Origin of the sequence: Amycolatopsis palatopharyngis (assembly GCF_003385185.1) — a bacterium.
Lineage (GTDB): Bacteria > Actinomycetota > Actinomycetes > Mycobacteriales > Pseudonocardiaceae > Amycolatopsis > Amycolatopsis palatopharyngis.
The window spans coordinates 56,594-79,874 of record NZ_PQHZ01000024.1 but is presented as its reverse complement, the minus strand read 5'-3'; the positions used below and the strand labels follow the sequence as shown (position 1 = coordinate 79,874).

Below are 23,281 nucleotides of genomic sequence, written 5' to 3'. Positions count from 1 at the left end.
CGCTCCTGACACGTGAGTCTTCGGTCCTTCCTTTCGGACATCGTCTACAGCGTCTACGCGAGGCGACTGATCCAGCAAGCAGGCGGACGCCACCCCCGCCACATCGCCATCATGCTCGACGGTAACCGGAGATGGGCCCGCGAAGCAGGGTTCGCCGACGTCAGTCACGGTCACCGCGCGGGCGCGAAGAAGATCTCCGACTTCCTCGTCTGGTGCCGCGAGGCGGAGGTCGAGGTCGTCACGCTCTGGTTGCTCTCTACCGACAACCTGCGCAGAGCCTCCGAGGAGGTCGAGGCGCTGCTGGAAATAATTCCGGACGTCGTGGACGAGCTGGCCAAACCGGACAATCCCTGGCGGTTACGAATCGTGGGCGCGCTCGATCTGCTGCCGACGGAGACCGCCGCCCGGCTCACGGCCGCGGCACTGCGTACGGACGGCCGTAACGGCATGTCGGTCAACGTCGCGGTCGGGTACGGCGGCAGGCAGGAAATCGCGGACGCCGTCAAGAAACTGCTGCTCCAGCACGCGGACGAGGGCACGCCGATCCGTGAGCTGGCGAAGATCCTGGATGTGGATCATATCTCCGAACATATGTACACCTCTGGACAGCCGGATCCCGATTTGATCATTCGAACGTCCGGAGAGCAACGTTTGTCCGGTTTTCTCCTCTGGCAATCGGCGCACTCGGAGTTCTGGTTCACCGAGGCCTACTGGCCGGCATTCCGTCGGGTTGATTTTCTTCGCGCCATGCGTGACTACGCCGTCCGGCATCGCCGTTTCGGCTCCTGAAAACACGAAAGCCGGCTGTGGGGAATGCGAACATTCCCCACAGCCGGCTTCGTTATTCCTGGCTCCGCACGACCTGGGCTGGCCGGAGATACGTAATGCGGAGCGCGGAACCTCAGTGGCCGTCTACGTCGGTCTCCGCAACGCAGACATCCGGGGCAACGGTCTCGTTGGCGGCCGGGGACGCGGGGGACAGCACCGGAACGGCGACGCCGAGGTCGTTCAGCACGTCGCGAACCTGCACGGCCAGCACGTTGGCGTTGAGGTCGCAGAGGCCCACGTTGTTGTCGTTCAGCACGTCGTTGACGTTGACGAGGCCGACCTGACCCGTGTGGTTGTTGTCGTCATTGCCGTCGATTCCGCCGCCGCCAGTGGCGAAAGCGGGCGAACCGGCCAGCATCAATGCGCCAGTTGTAGCGGCGACGATTGCAGCTTTCTTCAGCACGTGGAAACTCCCTAGTAATCAATCACGGATTGAGCTTCGACAGTGAACTTTGCCTGCCGGTGGCACGAAGGTACATCCCCAACTCGTTAGCCACACATTTAGCAAGAAACGGTGCGGGTAAACCGGAAGGATGACGATGTTTAAAAATCCTTGCATGGGGAACCGGGCGTCTGCTTGCGGCCGTCGCGCGTATCAGTGCAGCTAATCACGGGTTTGCCTCTGATCGGTAACGGTCGCGATACGCTCAGAGCAGTAACCCTCCGTAGTTGCTCGTACTTCTGCTCATTCGGCAGGTGGGAGAAGTGCTCGCAGACAGTGAAAATTCCTTCACCGTTACAGCACCCAAACGTGTGATATTTCCAGGTCAGCGCACATTTTGCTTGCTACCGCCGGGTAGCAATACTGCCCGGCTCGAAGTGACGTTGAAGTGACGAGTCGGCGAATCACCTGTGTGGCTGCCTGCATGATCGGCTCAGCGCAGGTAACTTCCGAAGTGACGGCTCGCGCACCCATGCGGGTCGTTGCGGGAGGCCCTGGTCGTGGCTGTGGTTGAGGGAACGGTGGATCCGTTCACGAGACGCACGAGGGGGCCGGCACCCGGCCCTCGTGGCCGCAGGAGCTGACGCGCGAGCGTCGGTGAGAGCAGGTCAGCCAGGGTGGTGCCCGGCCCAGCGAGTGCGGGCGTGGTGTCGCGCCCACGAGGGAGAAGCCGTGACTGCGCAGCGTTCGCCTCAAATGGCTGCAGGCCCTTCGAGCAGTGCCGACCGCACTGGGAAAGCCTCGATCTCATCTCACCCCGAGCTCCAGACCCGCACCTATGTGCTCGACACCTCGGTGTTGTTGTCCGACCCCTGGGCACTGACCCGGTTCGCCGAGCACGCAGTGGTGTTGCCGTTGGTCGTGATCAGTGAGCTCGAAGCGAAGCGGCATCACCCCGAGTTGGGCTGGTTCGCCCGCGAGGCGCTGCGCATGCTCGACGATCTCAGGCGCGCACACGGCCGTCTCGACGCGCCGATTCCGATCGGCGAGGACGGCGGGACACTGCATGTCGAGTTGAACCACTCGGACCCGACGGTGCTCCCTCCGGGGTTCCGGACCGATTCCAACGACCACCGCATCCTGGCGTGCGCGCTGAACCTCGCTGTCGAACGACATGAGGTCACGCTGGTCACCAAGGACATTCCCCTGCGGGTCAAGGCCGGGGCCGTCGGTCTGGACGCCGACGAGTACCGGGGGCAGGACGTCGCCCCTTCCGGTTGGACGGGAATGTCGGACGTCGACGTGCCCAAGGAGGCACTGGACGCGCTGTTCGGCGAAGGGTCGGCGGATCTGGCCGACTTCGGTCTCCCGGAGGTCGGGGAGCTGCCCTGTCACACCGGCCTGCGGTTGCTAGCCGGTAGTGGAAGCGCGCTGGGCCGGATCACCGCCGACAAACGGGTGCGCCTGGTGCGGGGGGACCGCGAGGCCTTCGGCCTGCACGGGCGGTCGGCTGAACAGCGGATCGCGCTCGACCTGCTGCTGGACTCCGAGGTCGGGATCGTCTCGATGGGCGGCAGGGCAGGCACCGGCAAGTCGGCGCTGGCCCTGTGTGCCGGACTGGAGGCGGTGATGGAACGCAGGGCACACCGCAAGGTGGTGGTCTTCCGTCCCGTCTACGCCGTCGGTGGCCAGGATCTCGGCTATCTTCCCGGCTCCGAGAGCGAGAAGATGCAGCCGTGGGCACAGGCCGTGTTCGACACCCTCGGCGCGCTGGTCAGTCAGGACGTGCTCGACGAGGTGTTCGACCGCGGGATGCTGGAGGTTCTCCCGCTGACGCACATTCGCGGCCGATCGCTGCATGACGCGTTCGTGATCGTGGACGAGGCCCAGTCGCTGGAACGCAACGTGTTGCTCACGGTGCTCTCCCGGCTCGGTACCGCCTCCAGGGTGGTGCTCACGCACGACGTCGCGCAGCGGGACAACCTGCGGGTCGGGCGGCACGACGGCGTCTCCGCGGTGATCGAGAAGCTGAAGGGGCATCCGTTGTTCGCCCACGTGACGCTCACCCGGTCCGAGCGGTCGCCCATCGCCGCCCTCGTGACCGAGATGCTGGAGGATCACGGCTGAGCCGAGCGGGGACGTCACGGCCTGCGCAGGCCCTGCGCAGGCCGTGGCATCCCCGCAGTAAGCCTCGCACTTTCCCGGGAAAGCGCGGTAGTTGCGCACGCACCTATCGCACTTTCCCGGGAAAATGCGACAGGGACGTGAGTCGGTGTCAGTCGAGGGCGCGCCGCATGAACCCCTTGATGCCGATCGCGCCGAAGATCGCCAGCGCGACCAGGATGATCGGGATGTCCAGCCACAGTGGAATGGACTTCACCTCGTCGCCGATCAGCAGGTCCCGCATGCCTTCACTGACGTAGGTCAACGGGTTGATCGCGCACACCACCTGGAACCATCGAAGGTGCTCGAGTGCGTGCCAGGGGAACTGCGTGGAGCCGGTGAACATCAGCGGGATCAGGATCACCGCGAACATGATGTTGATCCGGCGGGGGTTGATCAGCGTGCCGATCGTCATGCCGATCGCCGCACCCGCGAGCGAACCGAGCACGATCATGCCGACGATGCCCGGCCAGGCAGAGGCAGGCCAGTGAATGCCCTCCAGCATGAGAAAGCCGACCGGGATCATCAGCAGCGCCGCCACGGTCCCGCGGATCGCGCCGAAAAGCATCTTCTCTATGGCGACCAACGGAATCGGCATCGGTGCGAGTAGCCGGTCCTCGATCTCCCTCGTCCAGGAGAAGTCCATCACCAACGGCATCGTGGTGTTCTGCAGCGCGACGACGAAACCGTTCAGCGCCACGATTCCCGGCAACAGGATCTGCACGAAACTGTCGTCGACATAGCCGATGCCGGTGAGGACCTTGCCGAAGATGAACAGCATGAAGAACGGCTGGATCACGACCTGGGCCAGGAACGGGCCGAGTTCCCTTCCGGTCACGAACACATCCCGCCAGAGCACGGCGAGGAAGGTGCGCAGGGAGACACCGATGCCGTGTGCCGCGCTGTCGGCCGCGGATCTGGTCGTGGTCATCGCAAATCCCGTCCCGTGAGGTGAATGAATACGTCTTCGAGGCTGGGAGTTCCGATGGAGAGGTCGCTGACCTCGCAACCCGCGGCACCGGTGGCTTTGAGTACCTGTGGCAGCACGACCGGTGGTTCATATTCGGTGTAGAGCCGGAACTGTGCTGTGCCGTCCGCTGTGGACGAAGAGATCCGTTCCGCTCGCTCGACTCCATCCACAGTAGACAGCTCCTCCGCGACCCGTTCGGGGTCCTGCCCGTTGACGTTCACGGTGACGCTGAGCGTGGTGCTGCCGGGTAGTGAGCGGGTGAGTGCCACCGGACTGTCCAGTGCGAGCAGTTTGCCGTGGTCCACGATGCCGACGCGATCGCAGAGTTTCGCGGCCTCGTCCATGTCGTGGGTCGTCAGCACCACCGTCACACCCTCAGTGCGCAGCTCGGCCACCCGCTCGTGCACGAACAGGCGCGCCTGCGGGTCCAAACCCGTGGAGGGCTCGTCCAGAAACAGCACCCTCGGTCGGTGCATCAGCGCCCTGGCGATCATCACTCGCTGCGACTGTCCACCCGAGACGAAGTCGATACGCGCCTTCGCCTGGTCGGCGAGGCCCATCCGCTCCAGGATCTCGTCCGCGCGCCGGTTACGTTCGGCCCTGCCGACTCCGTGGTAGATCGCGTGGAAGATCAGGTTCTGCCGGATGTTGAGCGAGCGGTCCAGGTTGTTGCGCTGAGGCACCACGGCCAGCAGTTGCCGCGCAGGGCCAGGCCTGCGCACGACGTCCACTCCGTACACGAACGCACGACCGGAGGTTGGCCGCACGCGCGTCGTGAGCACGCCGACAGTGGTCGTTTTCCCCGCGCCGTTCGGTCCCAGCAGGCCGAACACCTCGCCGGGCGGAACCGAGAAACTCAGCCCGTCCACCGCTGCCGGGCTGTTCCTGCGGTACCGCTTGACGAGGTCGGCTACTTCCACCGCAACGTTCGCAGACACGCCTTCAGGTTATGCCGAAAGGCAAACGGCTTTACCGGATCCGCGTCCGCTCCTGGTGAACCTCTGGGCCTGTCACCAGCCCGCGGGCAGGGGGCGCCCTTCCGCGAACCCGGCCGCTGACTGCACGCCGATCACCGCTCGCTCGTGCAGCTCCTCGATGCTGCGGGCGCCCGCGTAGGTGCAGGCCGAGCGGACTCCCGAGCCGATCGAGTCCAGCAGGTCCTCGACCCCCGGACGGGCCGGATCCAGCGCCATCCTCGACGAGGAGATCCCCTCCTCGAACAGTGCCTTACGGGCCCGGTCGAACGCGTTGTCCGTGCGGGTGCGGGCGCCCACCGCGCGCTTGGACGCCATTCCGAACGACTCCTTGTACGGCCTGCCGTGCTCGTCGTAGCGGAGGTCGCCCGGGGATTCGTGGGTGCCGGCGAACCAGGACCCGACCATCGCGGCCGAGGCACCGGCCGCCAGTGCCAGTGCCACGTCGCGGGGGTGGCGTACCCCGCCGTCGGCCCATACGTGCTTACCGAGTTCGCGGGCGGCGGCGGCGCAGTCCGCCACGGCGGAGAACTGCGGGCGGCCGACGCCGGTCATCATCCGGGTGGTGCACATCGCGCCCGGGCCGACGCCGACCTTCACCACGTCCGCGCCCGCCTCGATGAGGTCGCGCGTACCTTCCGCGGTCACCACGTTGCCCGCAACGATCGGGACCGAAGGCGATACCGAGCGCACGGCCCGTAACGCCGAGAACATCTTCTCCTGGTGCCCGTGCGCCGTATCCACCACGAGCACGTCCACCCCCGCCCGCAGTACGGCTTCGGCCTTGGCGGCGACGTCGCCGTTCACGCCGACGGCTGCCGCGACCCGCAGGCTGCCGTTCGCGTCGACGGCGGGGGTGTAGATCCCGGCCCGCAGCGCCGCCACCTGGGTGAGGACGCCTGCCAGCTTGCCGTCGGTGTCCACACCTACAGCCAGCCTGCCGCCTTGGGCGTGCAGCTTCTCGAAGACCTCGCGTGGCTCGGTGTCCAGCGGGAACGAGAGCACGCCGGTGTCGGCCACCTCGCCGAGCCGGGCGAACCTGTCCACTCCGGAACACGCGGTCTCGTCCACCACGCCCACCGGCCTGCCCGCGCCGTCCACCAGCACCACCGCGCCGTGGGCGCGCTTGCCAAGCAGGTTCAGCGCGTCGGCGACGGCGTCACCCGGGGTCAGTACCAGCGGGGTGTCCCACACCGTGTCGCGGCGCTTCACCCAGCTTGTGATGTCCGCCACGGCGGCCGGGTCCACGTCCTGCGGGAGCACGACGAGACCACCCCTGCGGGCGACGGTCTCCGCCATACGCCTGCCCGCGACGGCGGTCATATTCGCGACGACGATGGGAATCGTGGTACCCGTGCCGTCCACCGTGGACAGGTCGACGTCGAAACGCGACTCGACCGCCGATCGGTTCGGCAGCAGGTAGACGTCGTCGTAGGTCAGGTCGTGGGCGGGCCCGTGGCCATCCAGAAAGCGCACGAGAACCCAGGTTACACCGCTGCACGGCGAGGGCAGCACGATCCGTCTGGTGAGCTACTTTGACCTACCAACGGTATCTACTTTCAGGTAAGTTACTGCCGGTAAGAAACAGGTGGTGCGCGGAACTGGAGGGTCGATGCCGACGACGAAAGCTGCGGTCGAGCTGCTGGCCGAGCCCCTGACGTTGCGTTGCGGCGCCGTCCTTCCGCACCGGTTGGCGAAGTCGGCGCTGAGCGAGCAGCTCGGAGACCGGCGCAATCGGCCCGGTCAGGAGCTGGTCGAGCTGTACCGCACCTGGTCGCGGGGCGGTGCGGGGATGTTGGTCACGGGCAATGTCATGGTGGACCCGGCCGCGCTCGGCGAGCCGCGCAACGTAGCCGTGCCCGCCCGGCCCGACCCGGCGGTGTTCCGCGAGTGGGCCGCGGCCTCGGCGGGGACCGAGGCCCAGCTGTGGGTGCAGCTCAACCACCCCGGACGGCAAAGTCCCCGCTTCCTGTCCCGCCAGCCCGTCGCCCCATCTGCTGTGCCCTTCGACGACCGTGGCGTCCGCTCGGTCTTCGCCACACCCCGCGCACTGACCGGGGCCGAGATCGAGGCGATCATCGATCGGTTCGCCTTGTCGGCGCGCACGGTGCTCGAGGCCGGGTTTCGCGGCATCCAGCTGCACGGTGCGCACGGTTACCTCATCTCCCAGTTCCTCTCGCCGTTGACGAACCGGCGTACGGACGCCTGGGGCGGGGACGCGGTGCGCCGCAGGCGGTTCCTGCTCGAACTCGTACGCAGGGTCAGGGCCGAGATCGGCGCAACCGCCGCGCTGTCGGTGAAGCTGAACAGCGCGGACTTCCAGCGCGGCGGGTTCACGGAGGAGGAATCCCTCGAAGTCGTCCGCGAACTCGGGGAGGCGGGGATCGATCTGCTGGAGATCTCCGGTGGGACCTACGAGCGTGCCGCGATGATGGGGCTGACCAGCGAGACCAGGAGCAGCACACGCAACAGGGAGGCCTACTTCCTCGACTACGCGACCAAAGCCCGCCAGATCAGCGATGTCGCGTTGATGGTCACCGGCGGCTTCCGGACCGTAGAGGGAATGGGCGCCGCACTGCGCTCAGGCGCGCTCGACGTCATCGGGCTCGGCCGTCCGGTCACCGTCACCCCCCGACCTGCCCGCGCGGCTGCTCGCAGGGGAGGACGTCGAGGCCGAGCGACTGTGCCCGAAGACCGGTATCCGGCTGGCCGACAGCTGGCTGGAGATCCAGTGGCACACCCAGCAGATGCATCGCGTCGCCTCCGGCAAGCCGGTGGACCGCCGCCGCGGTGCCGTCCGCTCGCTCGTCGTCGCGGGGGTCAGTGACCCGCTCAACGCGTTTCGCCGGGTCCGCGGTTGAGCGACACCGTCCTCCTTCGGAGGAAGTTCGCCTGCCTTCGGGCCGCTCGCCCGTACGGCGCAATATCCTCCCGTCGAGGTGGAGCTCGATGGAGAAGGACGGAGTCCTGGACGAGAAGCAGGGACGAAGGGGACGGGTCGCGCGTTGCCCTGACCCGTCCGCCGGGCCGGTCGCGGAGTTCGCGCACCGGCTCTGGGAACTGAAGCGGGCCGCAGGCGACCCTTCCTACGACCGGATGCGCGGCGAGTACGGGGCCTTGGCCTCCAAGTCGGCGTTGTCCGCAGCCGCGCGCGGCAAGCAGCTGCCGTCCTGGGACACCGCCTGGGAGTTCGTCCGCGTGCTCGCGGTGGACATCCTCGGCGAGTGCCCGGATACGGCGCGAACCGAGTGGCGGGCCAGATGGGAGCGGGCGCGGGCGGGAGCGGCCGAGCCGATCGATGCTGCTCCCGAGCCAGCGCCCGAACGTCCGCAGCGTCGCAGGCAGTGGACAGCGGTGGCCGCAGTCGCGGTCGCCACCCTGCTGTCGATCGGCACGGTCATGCTGATTCAGGACGTCGGCGCGGACCCGCAACCGCCGGAGCGCGAGGCAGAAGTGGCCGCGCCCGCCGCCCTCATCGACGGGGACCGGTCCGAATGGGTCGGCGATGTGACGATCCCGGACGGAACAGAAGTGCTCACCGGAACGCATTTCGTCAAGACCTGGGAGATCCGCAACGCGGGGACTGTGCCCTGGGCCGACCGCTTTCTGCGCCGGGACGGCTCGTTCGGCAATCCCACCGAGTGCGAAACGGCCCAGCAGGTGCCGATCCCGGCCACGCGGCCCGGGGAGTCCGTGCGGATCTCGGTGGACGTGCGGGCACCCGACACATCCGGCTACTGCCAGGTCTACTGGAAGATGGTGGACGACCGAGGGCGGCTGTTGCTGCCCGGCAGCCGGGCCCTGTTCTTCCTCGTGAAGGTAGTGGAATAGCGGCGGAATTTGACCAACCGACGCGATGGTCAAATCGTTGACCTGGGTAAACGTCGGCTTTCGACCGCAAGCCATCCCGTGGCCGGTCAGCGTCTTCCGCTGCTCTGAGCTCCTCCCTAGCTTCGAATCTCGACGACGTCCAAATCGCCGACGTCCGATCGCCGAAGGGAACGGGAAACCTCCATGGGAGATGCACAGATTCGGTCCAGGTGGGCACGCAGGGCAGGCGCGGTCCTGCCGATCGCGGTCATCGTGCCGTTGCTGCTCGCGCCGCAGGCATCCGCCGTGCAGCAGGTCTGCGCGGGCGGCCCGCTGATGGGCGGGAAGACAACGGTGGCGTCCACGCTTGCGGACCAGAAGATCACCATCAAGGTCCACAACCACGACTTCCGCGGCATGCTCGTGACCATTCGCGACGTGCGGTGGGACAAGGTCCTGTGGAAGGGCGGTATCGCACCCGGCAAGGAGAAGAAGGTCAGTACCGACGTGTTCGGCGAGCCACCGATCAGCTACAAGATCGCCTTCGACGTGCAGTCGAACGCCTCGAACAACTACACGTACGCCATTTCCTCAGCCCGCTGCTACTGATTCCACGCTCACCGAAACAGGGGACAGACATGCGTTCGATCACCAGGGCGGCGACCGTCGCCGGACTCACCTTCGCGACGGCGGTGCTTCCGCTCACCGCCACGGTGGCCACAGCACAGCCGCAGCAAGCGATGGCGGCACCCGCCGCCGAGGTCGCCGTGTCGGACATCATCAAGACCTGCGGTAAGGGCTACTCGGGGTACATCAGGCGGTTCGGCAAGGACGCGTTGTGCCTGCGGCCCGGCACTCGGACCTGGGGCGGCTTCAAGGCCTTCGAGTGCGTGGGCTCGATCACGGTCTACTTCAAGGAGGGCCAGAAGATCGAGTGCGCGCCGACCGGCGTGAACTTCCCGTACTACGGCGGAGTGGTGAAGACCGTCGCCCGCTAGCACACGCCGCGAGTGGATGTTCCCCAATGTGGCATTCGGGACGTTCAAGTTCCCCAAAGCCACATTGGGGACATCCTGCCGACGCCGGATCAGCCGTGGAGCAGCGCCCGTACTGCCTCGATCGTGTCGGCGTCGGCGGGGTCCTTGTCCGGGCGGTACCGCAGGACCCTGGCGAAGCGCAGCGCCGCTCCGCCGGGGTAGCGGGTGCTGGTCTGGGCGCCGTCGAGTTCGATCTCCACCACGAGTTCGGGCCGCACGTGCACGACCCAGTCCGAACGCGTCCGCTCGATCTGTTGCAGCCGCTCGGTCTGCCAGGTGAGGAGTTCGTCTGTGAGCCCCTTGAACGTCTTGCCGACCATGATCGGCGGACCACCGTCCGGGTCTCGGACGCCGAGGTGCAGGTTCGACAGGTAACCGGTGCGCCTGCCGTGCCCCCACTCCGCGGCCAGCACGACCAGGTCGAGCGTGTGCACCGGCTTGACCTTCAGCCAGGCCCGGCCGCGCCTGCCCGCCGCGTACACCGAGTCCAGCGCCTTGACCATGACCCCCTCGTGCCCAGCGGTGAGTGCGCTGTCGAGCAGGGCGGACGCGTCCCCGGGGTCGATCTCGCCGGGGATGACGTGCTCGCCCGCCACCCTGCGCAGCGCCTCGTTGCGCTCGCGCAGCGGGACGTCGAGCAGGTCCACGCCGTCGAGATGCAGGCAGTCGAAGAAGTACGGCCGCAACAGCAGTGCCCGCACCTGTTCCTCCCGTGTGCTGCCGAACCGGGCCATCGTCTCCTGGAACGGCCGCGGCCTGCCCTCGTCGGTGAGCGCGAGCGTCTCCCCGTCCAGGACGACCGATTCGCACGGCATCGCTCGCACCAGTTCCACCAGTTCGGCGACCTGTCCGGTGATCTCCCGCAGGGTCCTGGTGTAGACGTGCACCTCTTCGCCGTCCCGGTGTACCTGGATCCGCGCACCGTCCATCTTGTACTCCACGATGGCCGAGCCGAGTTCGGTCACCGCACCGGCGAGGGACTCGGCCGGGGAAGCGAGCATCGGCCGGACCGGTCTGCCCAGCTGTATCCGGAACTGTTCGAGGGCCGTCGTGCCGCCCGCCATCGCCGCGCTCGCCGTCGCGGTCAGTGAACCGGACAGCATCAAGGCCCTTCGTACGGTGTCCGCCTTGACCTCGGCCGCTGCGGCGACCGCGTCGACCATCACACCTTCCAGTGCGCCCTGGCGTAGTTCTCCCGTGAGCAGCCGAACCAGAAATCGCTGCTCGTCCTTCGTGGCCCTGCTGAAAAGTTCGGTGAGCGCCGTGGACCGTCGGGCCACCGAACCCGCTCCGCCCGCCGCCGCGACCGTGCCCAGTGCGGCATCCACGTCGCCCAGGCTCAACGACGGCGTGTTCGCGGGCGGGATGTCGAGATCGACCAGCGTTCGCCAGCCGGTGCCGATGCGTCCCTGGGTAGGCGCGCCCGTGAGGAAGGCGACGGCCGGAGCCAGTTCACTTACCGGGACCGCGCGCAACGTCTCAGCCAGGATCGCGATCTTCGCCTTACGCGAGCGAGTGGCCGAGAGGCCGGCGGAGGCAGTGACGACGGTGTCGAGCAGCATGGCTCCATCATCACCCGGCGGTCCGACATTCCGCTGCCGGAACCGTGGTCTCCGGGCGTGGCAGATCACGGACGGAGTCCTCCCGGTCGGCACGCTGGCGACTTGGGGCGCGCAGGACGAGCAGCACGGCGCCGAGGCAAACGGCCAGTCCGAGCAGGCCGAGTGCCGTAATCCGCTGGCCGAACATCGCCAGTGCCAGCAGCATCGTGGTGGGTGGGGTCAGGTAGAGCAGGCTGGAGACCCGGGTGACCGAGCCGCGCCGCACGTTGAGCCAGTAGAAGCCGTAGCCGCCGAAGGTGGACAGCACGACCACCCATGCCACTGCCAGCCAGAACGATCCCGACGTTGGCGGGGCCGCGTCACCGGTCGCCAAGGCCAGGCCGGTGAACAACACGGCACTACCAGCGCACTGGATCATCAGCGAATCGCCGAGTGGGAGCTCGGTCGCCGCTTTTCGTTCGACGAAGGTCGCCGTGACCAGCGCGAGCATGGCCCCGAACGGGAGAGCGTAGGCGAGGGCCGGCGCACCGGTACCGCCATTCAGATCCCCGCCGACCACCAGCGCCACCCCGGCGAGTCCCACGGCGAGACCGATCCATTGCAGCCGGCTTGTGTGCTCGCCGAGCAGCGGGCCGCTGAGCGTCGCCGCGACGATCGGCTGCAGAGCCGCGACCAGTGCCGCGACACCGGCAGGGACGCCGAGTTCGGCCGACATGACGACTCCGTAGAGGTATCCGCCCTGCGACAACAGGCCCACTCCCGCGTGTACCCCGATCTCCCGTGCGGTGAACCTTCGCCTGCGATGCAGCGACCACCAGAGCCCGATGAGTGCCGTGGCCGCGAGAAAACGCCACATCAACAAGGTGCTCGATCCAGCGTGCTGGGTGCCGAGAGTGGCGCCGATGAACCCGGAACTCCACATCAGTACGAAACCAACGGCTGGAACGACTTCTGTCCTCATCGGACGTCCTTTCCGGTTGAGGTATACCGCCCGGTATGGTTACTAGACTAACTAGACCGATCGGTATACTGTCAAGGGGTGATGGACGAACTGACGATGACTCCGGCCGCGGAGCGGGTACTCGAGGTCGCCGGGCGCCTGTTCTACGAGAACGGCATCCACGCGGTCGGCGTCGAGTCGATCGCGACCGAGGCCGGGGTGACCAAGAAGACCCTGTACGACCGGTTCGGCTCGAAGGACACCCTGGTCGGGCACTATCTCGCACGCCGGGACGAGCGCTGGCGCGAGCATGTCGTCAGCGTGGTCGAGCGCGGCACCAGGGTGCCGCCCGCCCGCAGATTGCTACTCGTGTTCGACGCGCTCGAAGAGTGGATGTCCACGGAGAACCCACGTGGGTGTGCCTTCGTGAACGCGCAGGCCGAGTTGACCGATGCGGCACATCCCGGCCGCGAGGTCATCCGGGAGCAGAAGCTGTGGATGCTTGACTACCTGCGCACGCTCGCCAAGGATGCCCGGCTACGCAATCCACGCAGGGTAGCCACGTCCTTGCTGGTGCTACTGGAGGGTGCCACGGTCACGGCGTCCTTCGGGGTGGTCCCTGGAGCGATCGGCAACGCCAAGGAGATCGCCCGGCAGTTGATCGAGCACTGAGAGGGCGCAGCACGCCGTTCCGGCCGCTGCGGACATCACGTCCCCAGGACCGGAACGACGGTGAAGGCGTGCCTACTTGCCGCCGCGTGCCATCCGCAGGACGTCGAGTGCCTCGTCGAGCTGGGTCTCGGTGAGCTTGCCATCCGCCACGTGGCCGCGTTCGAGCACTACCTCCCGGATCGTCCTGCGCTCCTTCAGCGCCTGTTTCGCGACGGCGGCCGCCTCCTCGTAGCCGATGTAGGAGTTCAGCGGCGTCACGATGGACGGCGAGCCCTCCGCGTACTCCCGCGCCTGCTCCACATTGGCCTGCACACCGGCGAAGACCTTGTCCGCCAGCAACCGGGACACCGCCGCGAGCAGCCGGGTGGACTCCAGCACGTTGCGGGCGATCACCGGCAGATTGACATTGAGCTGGAAGTTGCCCTGCGCGCCCGCGAAGGCCACGGCGGCGTCGTTGCCGATGACCTGGGCGACCACCTGCAGCGTGGCCTCGGGGATGACCGGGTTGACCTTGCCCGGCATGATCGACGAACCCGGCTGCAGGTCCGGCAGTGCCAGCTCGCCGAGACCGGTGCGCGGCCCCGAACCCAGCCAGCGCAGGTCGTTGGCGATCTTGTTCAGCGAAACCGCGACGGTGCGCAGCTGCCCGGATGCCTCGACGACGCCGTCCTGGGCGGCCTGCGCCTCGAAGTGGTCGCGTGCCTCGGTCAGCGGCAGGTTCGTCACCTTCGCCAGCTCGCCTGCCACCGCGTTGCCGAAACCGTCGGGCGCGTTGAGGCCGGAGCCGACCGCTGTACCACCGATCGGCAGTTCACCGAGCCTCGGCAGGCAGCCGCGTAGCCGTTCCATGCCGAAACGGACCTGCGCCGCCCATGCGCCAGCCTCCTGTCCCAGGGTGATGGGCACCGCGTCCATCAGGTGCGTGCGCCCCGACTTCACCACGTCGGCCCACTCCGCGGCCCGTCCCTCGATCGTCTTGGCCAGGTGCTCCAGTGCCGGGATCAGATCCGTCAGCACCGCCTCGGTCGCGGCGACGTGAATGGTGGTGGGAAACGTGTCGTTGGACGACTGCGATGCGTTGACGTCGTCGTTGGGGTGCACGTCGCGGCCCAGTGCCCGGCTCGCCAGCGTCGCGATGACCTCGTTCGCGTTCATGTTGGACGAGGTGCCGGACCCGGTCTGGAAGACGTCGATCGGGAAGTGCTCGTCGTGCCTGCCCTCGGCCACCTCGTCGGCCGCGCTCGCGATGGCCGCGGCCACCTCACCGTCGAGCACGCCGAGTCGTGCGTTCACCCGCGCGGCCGCGGCTTTGAGCAGGCCGAGCGCACGAATCTGGGCGCGTTCAAGACCGCGGCCGGAGATCGGGAAGTTCTCCACGGCCCGCTGGGTCTGCGCGCGGTAGAGCGCCTGGGCGGGAACTCGCACCTCACCCATCGTGTCGTGTTCGATCCGGAATTCCTGTTCAGCCATGCCGCCAGTCTGGCCCAACCGACTTGCGGTCGCCCGGTGGTCTTGAGCACTCGGCCCACCAGCGGGATCAGCGACACTAGTGTTGTGTGTGACGACTGCCACCCCACCACAGGCGGAAGGACCACCGAATGAGCACACCCGAGGATCTGTCCGTCGACATCGTCATCGTCGGAGCAGGGCCGACCGGTCTTTTCGCCGGTTACTACGCGGGCTTTCGCGGCCTGACAATGGCCATTGTGGACTCACTGCCGGAGACAGGCGGGCAGGTGACCGCCATGTACCCGGAAAAAATGATCTACGACGTGGGCGGCTTTCCTGCGATCCGCGGTCGCGACCTGGTCAAGGGGCTCTTCGAGCAGGTCGCGCCATGGAAACCCACCTACCTGCTCGGGCGCAAGGCGGAGGGGCTGAGCCAGGTGGACGACGGTGTCGAACTCACGCTCGACGGCGGGCAGCGGGTGCGGGCCGGCGCCGTGCTCGTCACCGCGGGGATCGGCGAGTTCACTCCTCGCCCGTTGCCCGCCGGAGACGGCTGGCTCGGGCGCGGCATGGTGCATTTCGTGCCCGCGCTGGACGCTCACCGAGGACAGCACGTCGTGGTCGTCGGGGGTGGGGACTCCGCGTTCGACTGGGCCCTTGCCCTGCACCCGATCGCGTCGAGCGTCACTCTCGTGCACCGCCGAGCTCGCTTTCGTGCCGCCGAGTCGATCGTCCGGGAGGCACGGGACCTCGGTATCACGATCATCACCGACGCCGAGGTGATCGAGTTGCGGGAGAACACCGGAGGCGCGCTGGCCGAGGTGGAACTGGAGATCAAGGGCGGACAACGGGAGGTGCTGCCTGCGCAGTCCGTTGTCGCGGCGCTCGGCTTCACCGCCGACCTCGGGCCGATCGAGAACTGGGGACTGGAGATCGACCACCGCTCCATCGCCGTCGACTCCACCATGGCCACGGCTCGGGAGCGCGTCTACGCCGCTGGCGACGTCGCCGCCTATCCCGGCAAGGTCAAGCTCATCGCCACTGGCTTCGGTGAAGCGGCCACGGCGGTGAACAACATCGCGGTACTGCTGAATCCCGACGCCCACCTGTTCCCCGGGCATTCGAGCAATGTGGAGTGACCCGGCGCCGCGCTACCGGGCAGGCGGGTTGCCCGGCTTGGGTTCCGGCTCCGGTGGCGGTGCCATCTGCTCGGTGATCCAGGACGAGTAGGCGGTGGCCGAAGTGTAGATCGAGGGCCCTGTCGCGCAGGTGCGGTCGCCGTTGCCCGGCCGGCTGGTCACGGCGAGCACCTCCCACCGGCCCTCCTCCACCTTCCGGAGCGCAGGACCGCCGGAGTCGCCGTAGCACGAACCGGCATCACCGCCAGGATTGTCGACGCACAACTCCGCCGCATCGTCGAACGGGGCGGTGCAGAGCTTGCCCTCCACGAGGGAGGTGTCCAGCTGCTGCAACTGCACCGGACTGTCCCCACAGCCCTCGGTCGGGCAGGTCTGGCCCCAGCCGAGAATGCGGGCGGGCATGCCCACCTCTGTCGTCGCGGCTACGGGTACCGGCGCGGCCTTCGCGGGTTCGGTCAGTCGCACCATAGCCAGATCACCGCCCGCCCCATTGGGGTCATAGGCCGGGTGCACGACGATCTCCGCCGCCGCGCGCAGTTCCCCGCCCTGCGTCCGGTCCGCACTGCCGATTCGTGCGTTCACAGCTCGCGGTTGCCTGCCCTCCACGCAGTGCGCCGCTGTGAGTATCCAGCTGGGTGACAGGAGCGAGCCGCCACAGAAGTGCTGCTCGGAGCGGTCCTGTAAGGACACCATGAACGGATACGGCTCGTCGGCATCGGTCCCGCCGACGATCAGCGGCTGCGCCGCGGACGCCTGCTGGACACCGGCGGCGAGCAGCGTCAGGGTCAGCGCCAGCACGGTAGCGGCACCGCCGCGCCCGTACCTCATCAGGGCAGCGGCGGGACGACGTTGCCGTCCTCGTCGAGGCTGCCGTCGAAATCCACCGACGAGTACGAGCGGAGCTTGTTCAGTCTGTGGTAACCGTCGATCAGCCGTACGGTGCCGGACTTGGAGCGCATGACGATCGACTGGGTGGTGGCCCCGCCTGCCCGATAGTGCACTCCGCGCAGCAGATCGCCGTCGGTCACGCCGGTGGCGCAGAAGAAGATGTTGTCCCCGCGAACCAGGTCATCGGTGTTCAGCACGCGGTCCAGGTCGTGCCCAGCGGCGAGTGCCTTCTCCCGTTCGGCCTCGTCCTTCGGCCACAACCTGCCCTGCAGCTCACCGCCGAGGCACTTCATGGCGCACGCCGCGATGATGCCCTCCGGTGTGCCACCGATCCCGAGCAACATGTCCACACCGGTGGTCGGCCGCGCTGCCGCGATCGCGCCGGCCACGTCACCGTCGGAGATGAACCGGATGCGGGCGCCCGCCTCGCGGACCTCCTTGACGATCTGTTCGTGCCGAGGGCGATCCAGGATGCAGACGGTGACGTCGGAGACACCGCTGTGCTTGGCCCTGGCGACCCTGCGGATGTTCTCCGCGATCGGTGCGGACAGATCCACCATGCCCGCGGCCTCGGGGCCAACGGCCAGTTTCTCCATGTAGAACACGGCGGACGGGTCGAACATGGCGCCGCGCTCGGTGACGGCCAGCACCGCAAGTGCGTTGGGCATGCCCTTGGCCATCAACGTGGTTCCGTCGACCGGGTCGACCGCCACATCGCAGTCAGGGCCGTCGCCGTTGCCGACCTCCTCGCCGTTGAACAGCATGGGTGCTTCGTCCTTCTCACCCTCGCCGATCACCACGACTCCGCGCATCGACACCGTGCTGACCAGCTGGCGCATCGCGTCCACGGCCGCGCCGTCTCCGCCGATCTTGTCGCCCTTGCCGACCCACCTTCCGGCGGCCATCGAAGCCGCTTCGGTGACCCGAACCAGTTCCATCGCCAGGTTCCGGTCCGGCGCCTCCCTGCGTCGGGGCGTGCTGCTGGACTGTCCTGCGGTGGACATGGTGCCTCCCGTTGTGCGGTGCTCGGAGTGCACTGATTCTCTCAGAAAGAGCGCCGGGTGCACGTTTGCGCGAGCATGGCAAGGGTCACCCCGCGTTCGTGGCCGCTCCGGAACCGTCTGCGCCCTCGGTGTCCTCCACAGAGGCCAGAGCGGCTTCGATCCGCTCGCGCGCACCATCTAGGTGCCGTTCGCAGAGCTTGGCCAGCTCCTCACCCCGTTCCCAGAGCGCGAGCGACTCCTCGAGTGACAGCCCGCCCGCCTCGAGGCCGCGCACGACCTCGATGAGCTGGTCGCGGGCCTGCTCGTAGCCGAGTTCCGCGGTCTCGCCTTCGGGTGCGCTTTCGGTCACTGTGTCGGACTCCGAGTGTGCTGTGGTGGGTGGATCTCGTCGAGTGGGCGAACTCCGCACACTACCGCGCTGGCCATCGCATGGTCGTACCCGATGAAGGCCATCGCGAACTCCTGCCCGTCCCCGTCCGCGATCGCGTCCTCGATGTGCACCTGCGACTGCGCTACCCGGCGCCGGTGGGCCGAGCCGTCGTTGAACCACCAGCGGGTGCCGACGTAGAGCGAGGTCGCCTCGGACAGCTGGCGCAGCCGCGGCCCGAGACTCCGCCGCGCGGTGGAATCGCAGCCCGCGAGCAGCGCGGTCCAGCACCTGCTCGCCGCGGCATCGGCCTCCGCCACCCGATGGCGCAGCACCAGGGCGCGGTTGTGCTCCGGGCCGGTGCGCGACAGCCGCAGGGCCGCTTCTGTCGTCAGTGGGAGGAACGTTGTCGTGGGTGCGGGGGAAGGCGCCGATGGCACGGAGTGTGTCGTGAGCGGTGTGTGCGACGAGGACCTGCCGTGCCGTCTGTGCTTCGGGGGCAACGCCTCTCCCTCCTGCCGTGGACTGGTCTCATTCGCCGGTCTCGCCGTTTCCGACGGCGTGAGTGACGCCATCGGCAACGCGAACACGAAGCGGAGTTCCTTCCGTGACTTCAGAGACTGACCGGAGCACCCGGAGGTTGCCCTGGGGGTCGGAATACTGCACGATCGCGTAGCCCCTGGCCAGGGTCGCGGCGGGGCCCAGCGCGGCCAGCCGGGCCCGCGCCGAGGTCAGCGCGGCCTGTTCCCTGGTCAGCACCGTCATCATGGCCCTGCGCCCGCGCTGCACCTGCAGTGCGACCTCGTCGGCGCGGCGTTCGACCGGGCCGAGCGGATCCGCCAGCGCAGGCCTGCTGCGCAACTGGTCGAGCAGTCTGCACTGGGTGTCGACCCAACCGTGCAGCGCGCGTCGGCCGCGGTCGCGCATCTGGTGCACGCGCTCGGTTTCCTCCTTGACGTCGGGCACGATCCGTTTGCCCGCATCGGTGGGAGTGGAGCAGCGCAGATCGGCGACGTGATCCAGCAATGGCGTGTCGGGCTCGTGGCCGATCGCGCTCACCACGGGCGTGCGCGCCGAGGAGACGGCCCGGCACAGAGCCTCGTCGGAGAACGGCAGCAGGTCCTCGACGCTGCCCCCGCCCCTGGCGATGACGATCACGTCGATATCCGGGTCGGCATCCAGTTTGGACAGTGCTTTGAGTATCTGCGGGACTGCCTGTGCGCCTTGTACGGCCGTGTTGATGACCTGGAACCTGGCGGCGGGCCAGCGGGTGCTGGTGTTCACCAGTACATCTCGCTCGGCTGCCGACGCGCGGCCGGTGATCAGACCTATGCCGCGCGGCAGGAACGGCAGCTTGCGCTTGCGTTCCGTCGCGAACAGGCCCTCGGCTGCCAGCAGCTTGCGCAACCGTTCGATCCTGGCGAGCAGTTCACCGACGCCTACGGCGCGGATCTCGTTCGCCCGCAGGCTCAGTGTCCCCCTGCCGAGGAAGAACGTCGGCTTGGCGTGCACGACGACGCTTGCGCCCTCGCGCAACGGCGGCTCGACCGAACGCAGGATCCGCATCGGGCAGGTCACCGTCATCGAGACGTCCGCCGATGGGTCGCGCAGGGTGAGAAACGCCGTCTGCGTTCCCTGCCGGGCCGAGATCTGGGTCAGCTGGCCCTCCACCCAGACCGCGCCCAGCCGATGAATCCAGTCCGCGATCTTTCTGGCCACCGTGCGGACCGGCCAGGGGTTCTCCGCGCTCTGTCCGGTGTTCTCGCGTGCCGACTGCTCTGTTCCGCTGCTCACCGCTGCGTCGAGCCCTCGGCTCCGGTGCCGCCCTCGCCGCTGCTGTCCTTGCCGCGAACGTTGCCGATCCGCCGTGCCAGCATCCCGACGAACGAGGGGCGGTCGGCGTGCGCGCGCTCATAGGCCAGCAACTCCTCGAGCTGCGCCAGGCTCAGATGGCGCAACCGGGCCCTGACCTGGGGCAGGGTCAGCTCGTCGTAGTTGTTCAGCCCCGCGGGACCGCCGGAACTCGCGGCCTGCGGCTCTGGCTGTTGTGGCTCTGCCTCCTGCGGCTCGGCCGGGGCGCTGTCGAAATCGCCGTCGGTGTGCTCCTGCGCCAGTGCGCGTTCCTCCCGGGCCCACGGGTCCTCGTCCTGCTCGGAACCCAGTCGCTCGGCATCGAGTTCGGCCGCGCCGGTGGGTCGATGCCCGTTGTTCTCCGTGGTGCCGTCAACGGGACTCACCCCCACCGGTGGGCGGCCGAGCGGAGTGACGTTCTGCACGTCCGGCGCCGCCGGGGGTGGCGTCAGGTCGTCCAGTTCCTCGTCGAAGGTGGCCCAGCTGGGTGTCTCCTCGACAGGGCGCAGAACGGAGAGTGCGTCGTCGCCCTTGATGGCCAGTTCGGTGATGTGCTGTTGCACCCGCATCGACGCCTGTAGTACCTGGCTCGCGACCGTCACGGGGAACCCGGCGACATGCTTCGGCAGCTCGCGAACCCGTTCTGCGGTGGTGACGGCGAGGCCCGCGGCGACCCGAAGCGGGAACGGGAGTGACTTCATGGCCCCTAGCCTGCCGTACATACCCCATCCTGCCCAACCGATGAGGCGAGGTGGCGGCGGATGGTGACCCGCCGCACAACCGCCATAACGGGCTGCGTACACGAGGCTCGCGTCTCGACTCGGCCCGTACCCTGGACGGTATGAGTGCAGCGAGCCCCGGAATCGAGCCGGCCACCGACGTGTCGATCGGTGGGAGCCCGGACGGATCAGCGGCGGAGGGAAAGCGCGTGCTGCTGGCGAAGCCACGCGGCTACTGCGCGGGCGTGGATCGTGCCGTGATCGCGGTCGAAAAGGCACTGGAGCTGTACGGCCCGCCGGTGTACGTGCGCAAGGAGATCGTGCACAACCGGCATGTCGTGGACACGTTGCGGGAGCGCGGGGTGATCTTCGTCGAGGAAACCGACGAGGTGCCGGAGGGCGCGCTTGTCGTCTTCTCCGCGCATGGTGTCTCCCCGGCTGTGCACACCGAGGCCGAGCAGCGCAACCTGCGCACCATCGACGCGACCTGCCCCCTGGTGACGAAGGTGCACAAGGAGGTCACCCGGTTCGCCAAGGACGACTACGACATCCTGTTGATCGGCCACGAGGGCCACGAGGAGGTCGAGGGTACGGCCGGAGAGGCCCCCGACCGCGTGCAACTGGTGGACACGGCCGAGGACGTGGGCAAGGTCGACGTCCGCGATCCGTCGAAGGTCATCTGGCTGTCACAGACGACACTGAGCGTCGACGAGACGATGGAGCGGGTGGACCAGCTGAAGGAACGGTTCCCGCAGATCTCCGATCCGCCGAGTGACGACATTTGTTATGCGACCACCAACCGCCAGGTCGCGGTCAAGGCGATGGCGGCAGAGTGTGATCTGGTGCTTGTCGTCGGCTCGACCAACTCCTCGAACTCCAAACGCCTTGTCGAGGTGGCGTTGAAGGCGGGAGCGCGGGACGCGCACCTGATCGACTTCGCCCGCGAGGTCGACGAGAAGTGGTTGGACGGAGTGCAAACGGTCGGCGTCACCAGCGGTGCTTCGGTCCCCGACATCCTGGTGATGGAACTGCTCGAGTGGCTCGCCGAACGCGGCTGGGCCGACGTCGAGGAGGTCACCACCGCCAACGAGAAGATCGCCTTCGCCCTGCCGAGGGAACTCCGCACGGCCGAGGGCGGTGCCCGCAGCAGCGTCCGCTGAGCCCCGCGGATGTCCCCAATGCCACATTGGGGACGTTGAAGTTCCCGAATGCCACATTGGGGAACTTCAGGTTCCCGAATGCCACATTGGGGACATGTTCCGCACCGGCCTTCGCCGGGTGACGGCTTTGGGTTATCGGGTGGACCTTGGTGGTGGCTCGTCGTTCCACGGCCTTTTTCTGGCTGGACGCCCACCTGGCGCGGGACCACGTCGTGGCGCGTCCGGGCGCCCGCCCCTCGGAACGTCACCTCGTGGCGGGGGTGGGGTCCTGCGTGGCCGGCCCGCACCCGGAGAGTCAGGGGTGCCTTCGCCTCGTGGCCGCCGCTCGCCGCTGGGTTGACGCGGCTGGCGCGGGCCGCGGGCGCCTGGGTCCCGCTCCGTGGGGCCACCGCGTCGTGACTGGTCCTCCTGGCGAGGCCGGCGCGCGGGTTCCCCGGCGCCCGGGCGTCCCCTGACCTCGCCGCGTTTCGGCGCGTCCGGACGGCTGTCCGCTGGGGTGCGCCCGCCTTTGCGTGGAGGTTCTTTCGAGGTCTTGGCCGGTTTTCCGGCTGCCGCGCCGGCGGCCCTGCCTGCCGCTTCCGCTCGCGGCTTCGGCTCTCTCGGCCCCTTCGCGGCCTTGGGTTCCGGTTTGCTCGCGCGTTTCCCACTCGAACGCACCTTCACCGGGGCGTCCGGGTCTCGCTCCCGGTAGAGGCGGAAGATGCCGATGGCCAGTGTCACCCCGGTCGTGATCGCCATGGTCGGAAAGCCGTTGATCAACGGCGTACCGATCGCCAGCGCCTTGGCCAGGGTGTCGCTGTTCTCCGGCAGACCAGATCCGAGAAGTACCACGGCGGGGACGGTGAATCCGAGGACGAGCGGTGGCTGCACCATCGGCCCGAACAGGTTGCGCCTGCGGACCGCGGCGACGGCGACCACCGAGCCGACGAAGTAGCAGCCCTGGAACAGGATGCCCAGCGTGTCCTGCATCTGCAGGTTCATCCCCGCGCCGAGAATGGCGAGACCGAACGCCAGCAGTACGGCTCCCCACCAGGGCAGGCCGCGCCTGTCGCCGTAGATGGGCAGCTCGTCCCACGGCACCTCGGTGTCGTCGGCTTCCTTGTCGTCCGGCCTGTTGCGAACGTCGGTCACGACATCTCGCCGGAGCCGGACGGACACCAACCCGCTGGAACTCGTGCGGTGGTCGCGCTGACCCCACGAGAACCATGTGGACGAGGCCCGGTCGACGGGAACTCTCGGCCGGTTCTCGGACCTGATCTGCTGGGGCAAGCGGACGTGCACATAGGCGTCACCGTATCCGGTTCGGACCCGTGTGCGGGTGCCACTCCGCAAGCTGTCCGATTTCGCACCCGGAAGCGTGCAACGG

Annotated in this window: 23 protein-coding genes; 9 read left to right on the top strand and 14 right to left on the bottom strand. The window is 67.9% G+C overall.

Going from position 1 to position 23,281, the window contains the following annotated elements:
• Nucleotides 1-12 precede the first annotated feature (12 nt).
• Nucleotides 13-789, top strand: a complete 777-nt coding sequence (locus D0C15_RS19220) for an isoprenyl transferase (RefSeq protein ID WP_116047356.1) — start codon at nt 13-15, stop codon at nt 787-789.
• A gap of 112 nt (nt 790-901) precedes the next feature.
• Here D0C15_RS19220 and D0C15_RS19215 read toward each other — a convergent pair whose 3' ends face one another.
• Nucleotides 902-1,231: a hypothetical protein gene (locus D0C15_RS19215; RefSeq protein ID WP_116047354.1), complete on the bottom strand. Its 330-nt coding sequence runs from the start codon at nt 1,229-1,231 to the stop codon at nt 902-904.
• 819 nt (nt 1,232-2,050) lie between these two features.
• Between D0C15_RS19215 and phoH2 the strand changes: the two genes are divergently transcribed.
• Nucleotides 2,051-3,337 (top strand): RNA 5'-3' helicase PhoH2, encoded by a 1,287-nt coding sequence (phoH2, locus tag D0C15_RS19210; RefSeq protein WP_116047352.1) that lies wholly within the window; start codon nt 2,051-2,053, stop codon nt 3,335-3,337.
• Between the two features lie 148 nt (nt 3,338-3,485).
• Here phoH2 and D0C15_RS19205 read toward each other — a convergent pair whose 3' ends face one another.
• From D0C15_RS19205 to guaB1, 3 genes are all read right to left on the bottom strand, one after another.
• Entirely contained in the window at nt 3,486-4,304 is an 819-nt protein-coding gene (locus D0C15_RS19205) for an ABC transporter permease (RefSeq protein WP_116047350.1), read from the bottom strand.
• Nucleotides 4,301-5,281, bottom strand: coding sequence for an ABC transporter ATP-binding protein (locus D0C15_RS19200; protein WP_116047336.1), 981 nt, complete (start codon nt 5,279-5,281; stop codon nt 4,301-4,303). The genes D0C15_RS19205 and D0C15_RS19200 overlap by 4 nt, the downstream gene beginning before the upstream one ends.
• Before the next feature lie 72 nt (nt 5,282-5,353).
• Nucleotides 5,354-6,793, bottom strand: coding sequence for a GMP reductase (guaB1, locus tag D0C15_RS19195; RefSeq protein WP_116047334.1), 1,440 nt, complete (start codon nt 6,791-6,793; stop codon nt 5,354-5,356).
• 136 nt (nt 6,794-6,929) lie between these two features.
• On the opposite strand from guaB1, the gene D0C15_RS19190 reads away from it, so the two are divergent.
• From D0C15_RS19190 to D0C15_RS35085, 4 genes are all read left to right on the top strand, one after another.
• Nucleotides 6,930-8,144, top strand: coding sequence for an NADH:flavin oxidoreductase/NADH oxidase family protein (locus D0C15_RS19190; RefSeq protein WP_245975999.1), 1,215 nt, complete (start codon nt 6,930-6,932; stop codon nt 8,142-8,144).
• A gap of 122 nt (nt 8,145-8,266) precedes the next feature.
• Nucleotides 8,267-9,148 carry an NBR1-Ig-like domain-containing protein gene (locus D0C15_RS19185; protein ID WP_116047332.1) on the top strand — a complete coding sequence of 294 codons (882 nt, stop codon included), beginning with the start codon at nt 8,267-8,269 and terminating at the stop codon, nt 9,146-9,148.
• Nucleotides 9,149-9,331: 183 nt separating this feature from the next.
• The gene (locus tag D0C15_RS19180; RefSeq protein ID WP_116047329.1) at nt 9,332-9,736 is read left to right on the top strand and encodes a cupredoxin domain-containing protein; all 405 of its coding nucleotides are present in this window, start codon (nt 9,332-9,334) and stop codon (nt 9,734-9,736) included.
• 29 nt (nt 9,737-9,765) lie between these two features.
• Entirely contained in the window at nt 9,766-10,125 is a 360-nt protein-coding gene (locus tag D0C15_RS35085; protein ID WP_245975997.1) for a hypothetical protein, read from the top strand.
• A gap of 89 nt (nt 10,126-10,214) precedes the next feature.
• On the opposite strand, the gene D0C15_RS19170 is transcribed toward D0C15_RS35085, so the two are convergent.
• Both D0C15_RS19170 and D0C15_RS19165 read right to left on the bottom strand, forming a co-directional pair.
• Nucleotides 10,215-11,726 carry an ATP-dependent DNA ligase gene (locus D0C15_RS19170; protein WP_116047327.1) on the bottom strand — a complete coding sequence of 504 codons (1,512 nt, stop codon included), beginning with the start codon at nt 11,724-11,726 and terminating at the stop codon, nt 10,215-10,217.
• A 10-nt stretch (nt 11,727-11,736) separates the two neighbouring features.
• Complete coding sequence (locus D0C15_RS19165) at nt 11,737-12,687, bottom strand: DMT family transporter (protein ID WP_116047325.1); 951 nt, start codon at nt 12,685-12,687, stop codon at nt 11,737-11,739.
• A gap of 81 nt (nt 12,688-12,768) precedes the next feature.
• Between D0C15_RS19165 and D0C15_RS19160 the strand changes: the two genes are divergently transcribed.
• Entirely contained in the window at nt 12,769-13,338 is a 570-nt protein-coding gene (locus tag D0C15_RS19160) for a TetR/AcrR family transcriptional regulator (protein ID WP_425455407.1), read from the top strand.
• A 72-nt stretch (nt 13,339-13,410) separates the two neighbouring features.
• Here the strand turns inward: D0C15_RS19160 and D0C15_RS19155 are convergent, their stop codons facing one another.
• Nucleotides 13,411-14,808, bottom strand: a complete 1,398-nt coding sequence (locus tag D0C15_RS19155) for a class II fumarate hydratase (protein WP_116047321.1) — start codon at nt 14,806-14,808, stop codon at nt 13,411-13,413.
• A 128-nt stretch (nt 14,809-14,936) separates the two neighbouring features.
• On the opposite strand from D0C15_RS19155, the gene D0C15_RS19150 reads away from it, so the two are divergent.
• Nucleotides 14,937-15,926 carry an NAD(P)/FAD-dependent oxidoreductase gene (locus tag D0C15_RS19150; RefSeq protein ID WP_116047318.1) on the top strand — a complete coding sequence of 330 codons (990 nt, stop codon included), beginning with the start codon at nt 14,937-14,939 and terminating at the stop codon, nt 15,924-15,926.
• A 12-nt stretch (nt 15,927-15,938) separates the two neighbouring features.
• On the opposite strand, the gene D0C15_RS19145 is transcribed toward D0C15_RS19150, so the two are convergent.
• The 6 genes from D0C15_RS19145 to D0C15_RS19120 form a co-directional block, all read right to left on the bottom strand.
• A complete protein-coding gene (locus tag D0C15_RS19145) occupies nt 15,939-16,754 on the bottom strand; it encodes a S1 family peptidase (protein WP_116047316.1) in 816 nt (271 codons plus the stop codon).
• Nucleotides 16,754-17,818 carry a class II fructose-bisphosphatase gene (gene glpX / locus D0C15_RS19140; RefSeq protein WP_162830146.1) on the bottom strand — a complete coding sequence of 355 codons (1,065 nt, stop codon included), beginning with the start codon at nt 17,816-17,818 and terminating at the stop codon, nt 16,754-16,756. The genes D0C15_RS19145 and glpX overlap by 1 nt, the downstream gene beginning before the upstream one ends.
• Before the next feature lie 85 nt (nt 17,819-17,903).
• Nucleotides 17,904-18,167, bottom strand: a complete 264-nt coding sequence (locus tag D0C15_RS19135) for an exodeoxyribonuclease VII small subunit (protein WP_116047314.1) — start codon at nt 18,165-18,167, stop codon at nt 17,904-17,906.
• Nucleotides 18,164-18,625 carry a hypothetical protein gene (locus D0C15_RS19130; RefSeq protein ID WP_116047311.1) on the bottom strand — a complete coding sequence of 154 codons (462 nt, stop codon included), beginning with the start codon at nt 18,623-18,625 and terminating at the stop codon, nt 18,164-18,166. The genes D0C15_RS19135 and D0C15_RS19130 overlap by 4 nt, the downstream gene beginning before the upstream one ends.
• Before the next feature lie 91 nt (nt 18,626-18,716).
• The gene (xseA, locus tag D0C15_RS19125; protein ID WP_116047309.1) at nt 18,717-19,979 is read right to left on the bottom strand and encodes an exodeoxyribonuclease VII large subunit; all 1,263 of its coding nucleotides are present in this window, start codon (nt 19,977-19,979) and stop codon (nt 18,717-18,719) included.
• Complete coding sequence (locus D0C15_RS19120; RefSeq protein ID WP_116047307.1) at nt 19,976-20,737, bottom strand: lipid droplet-associated protein; 762 nt, start codon at nt 20,735-20,737, stop codon at nt 19,976-19,978. Before D0C15_RS19120 ends, xseA begins: the two co-directional genes overlap by 4 nt.
• A 140-nt stretch (nt 20,738-20,877) precedes the next feature.
• Here D0C15_RS19120 and D0C15_RS19115 point away from each other — a divergent pair, with 140 nt between their 5' ends.
• Complete coding sequence (locus D0C15_RS19115; RefSeq protein ID WP_116047393.1) at nt 20,878-21,915, top strand: 4-hydroxy-3-methylbut-2-enyl diphosphate reductase; 1,038 nt, start codon at nt 20,878-20,880, stop codon at nt 21,913-21,915.
• Nucleotides 21,916-22,047: 132 nt separating this feature from the next.
• Here D0C15_RS19115 and D0C15_RS19110 read toward each other — a convergent pair whose 3' ends face one another.
• On the bottom strand, nt 22,048-23,046 hold the full coding sequence (locus D0C15_RS19110) for a DUF6542 domain-containing protein (RefSeq protein WP_245975996.1): 999 nt from the start codon (nt 23,044-23,046) through the stop codon (nt 22,048-22,050).
• Nucleotides 23,047-23,281 lie beyond the last annotated feature (235 nt).

Bases quoted from the DNA above. Each gene is read 5' to 3' on its own strand.
- D0C15_RS19205 (WP_116047350.1), bottom strand. From the start codon at position 4,304: ATGACCACGACCAGATCCGCGGCCGACAGCGCGGCACACGGCATCGGT.
- D0C15_RS19190 (WP_245975999.1), top strand. From the start codon at position 6,930: ATGCCGACGACGAAAGCTGCGGTCGAGCTGCTGGCCGAGCCCCTGACG.
- D0C15_RS19185 (WP_116047332.1), top strand. From the start codon at position 8,267: ATGGAGAAGGACGGAGTCCTGGACGAGAAGCAGGGACGAAGGGGACGG.
- D0C15_RS19180 (WP_116047329.1), top strand. From the start codon at position 9,332: ATGGGAGATGCACAGATTCGGTCCAGGTGGGCACGCAGGGCAGGCGCG.
- D0C15_RS35085 (WP_245975997.1), top strand. From the start codon at position 9,766: ATGCGTTCGATCACCAGGGCGGCGACCGTCGCCGGACTCACCTTCGCG.
- D0C15_RS19170 (WP_116047327.1), bottom strand. From the start codon at position 11,726: ATGCTGCTCGACACCGTCGTCACTGCCTCCGCCGGCCTCTCGGCCACT.
- D0C15_RS19165 (WP_116047325.1), bottom strand. From the start codon at position 12,687: ATGAGGACAGAAGTCGTTCCAGCCGTTGGTTTCGTACTGATGTGGAGT.
- D0C15_RS19160 (WP_425455407.1), top strand. From the start codon at position 12,769: ATGGACGAACTGACGATGACTCCGGCCGCGGAGCGGGTACTCGAGGTC.
- D0C15_RS19155 (WP_116047321.1), bottom strand. From the start codon at position 14,808: ATGGCTGAACAGGAATTCCGGATCGAACACGACACGATGGGTGAGGTG.
- D0C15_RS19150 (WP_116047318.1), top strand. From the start codon at position 14,937: ATGAGCACACCCGAGGATCTGTCCGTCGACATCGTCATCGTCGGAGCA.
- D0C15_RS19145 (WP_116047316.1), bottom strand. From the start codon at position 16,754: ATGAGGTACGGGCGCGGCGGTGCCGCTACCGTGCTGGCGCTGACCCTG.
- glpX (WP_162830146.1), bottom strand. From the start codon at position 17,818: ATGTCCACCGCAGGACAGTCCAGCAGCACGCCCCGACGCAGGGAGGCG.
- D0C15_RS19120 (WP_116047307.1), bottom strand. From the start codon at position 20,737: ATGAAGTCACTCCCGTTCCCGCTTCGGGTCGCCGCGGGCCTCGCCGTC.
- D0C15_RS19115 (WP_116047393.1), top strand. From the start codon at position 20,878: ATGAGTGCAGCGAGCCCCGGAATCGAGCCGGCCACCGACGTGTCGATC.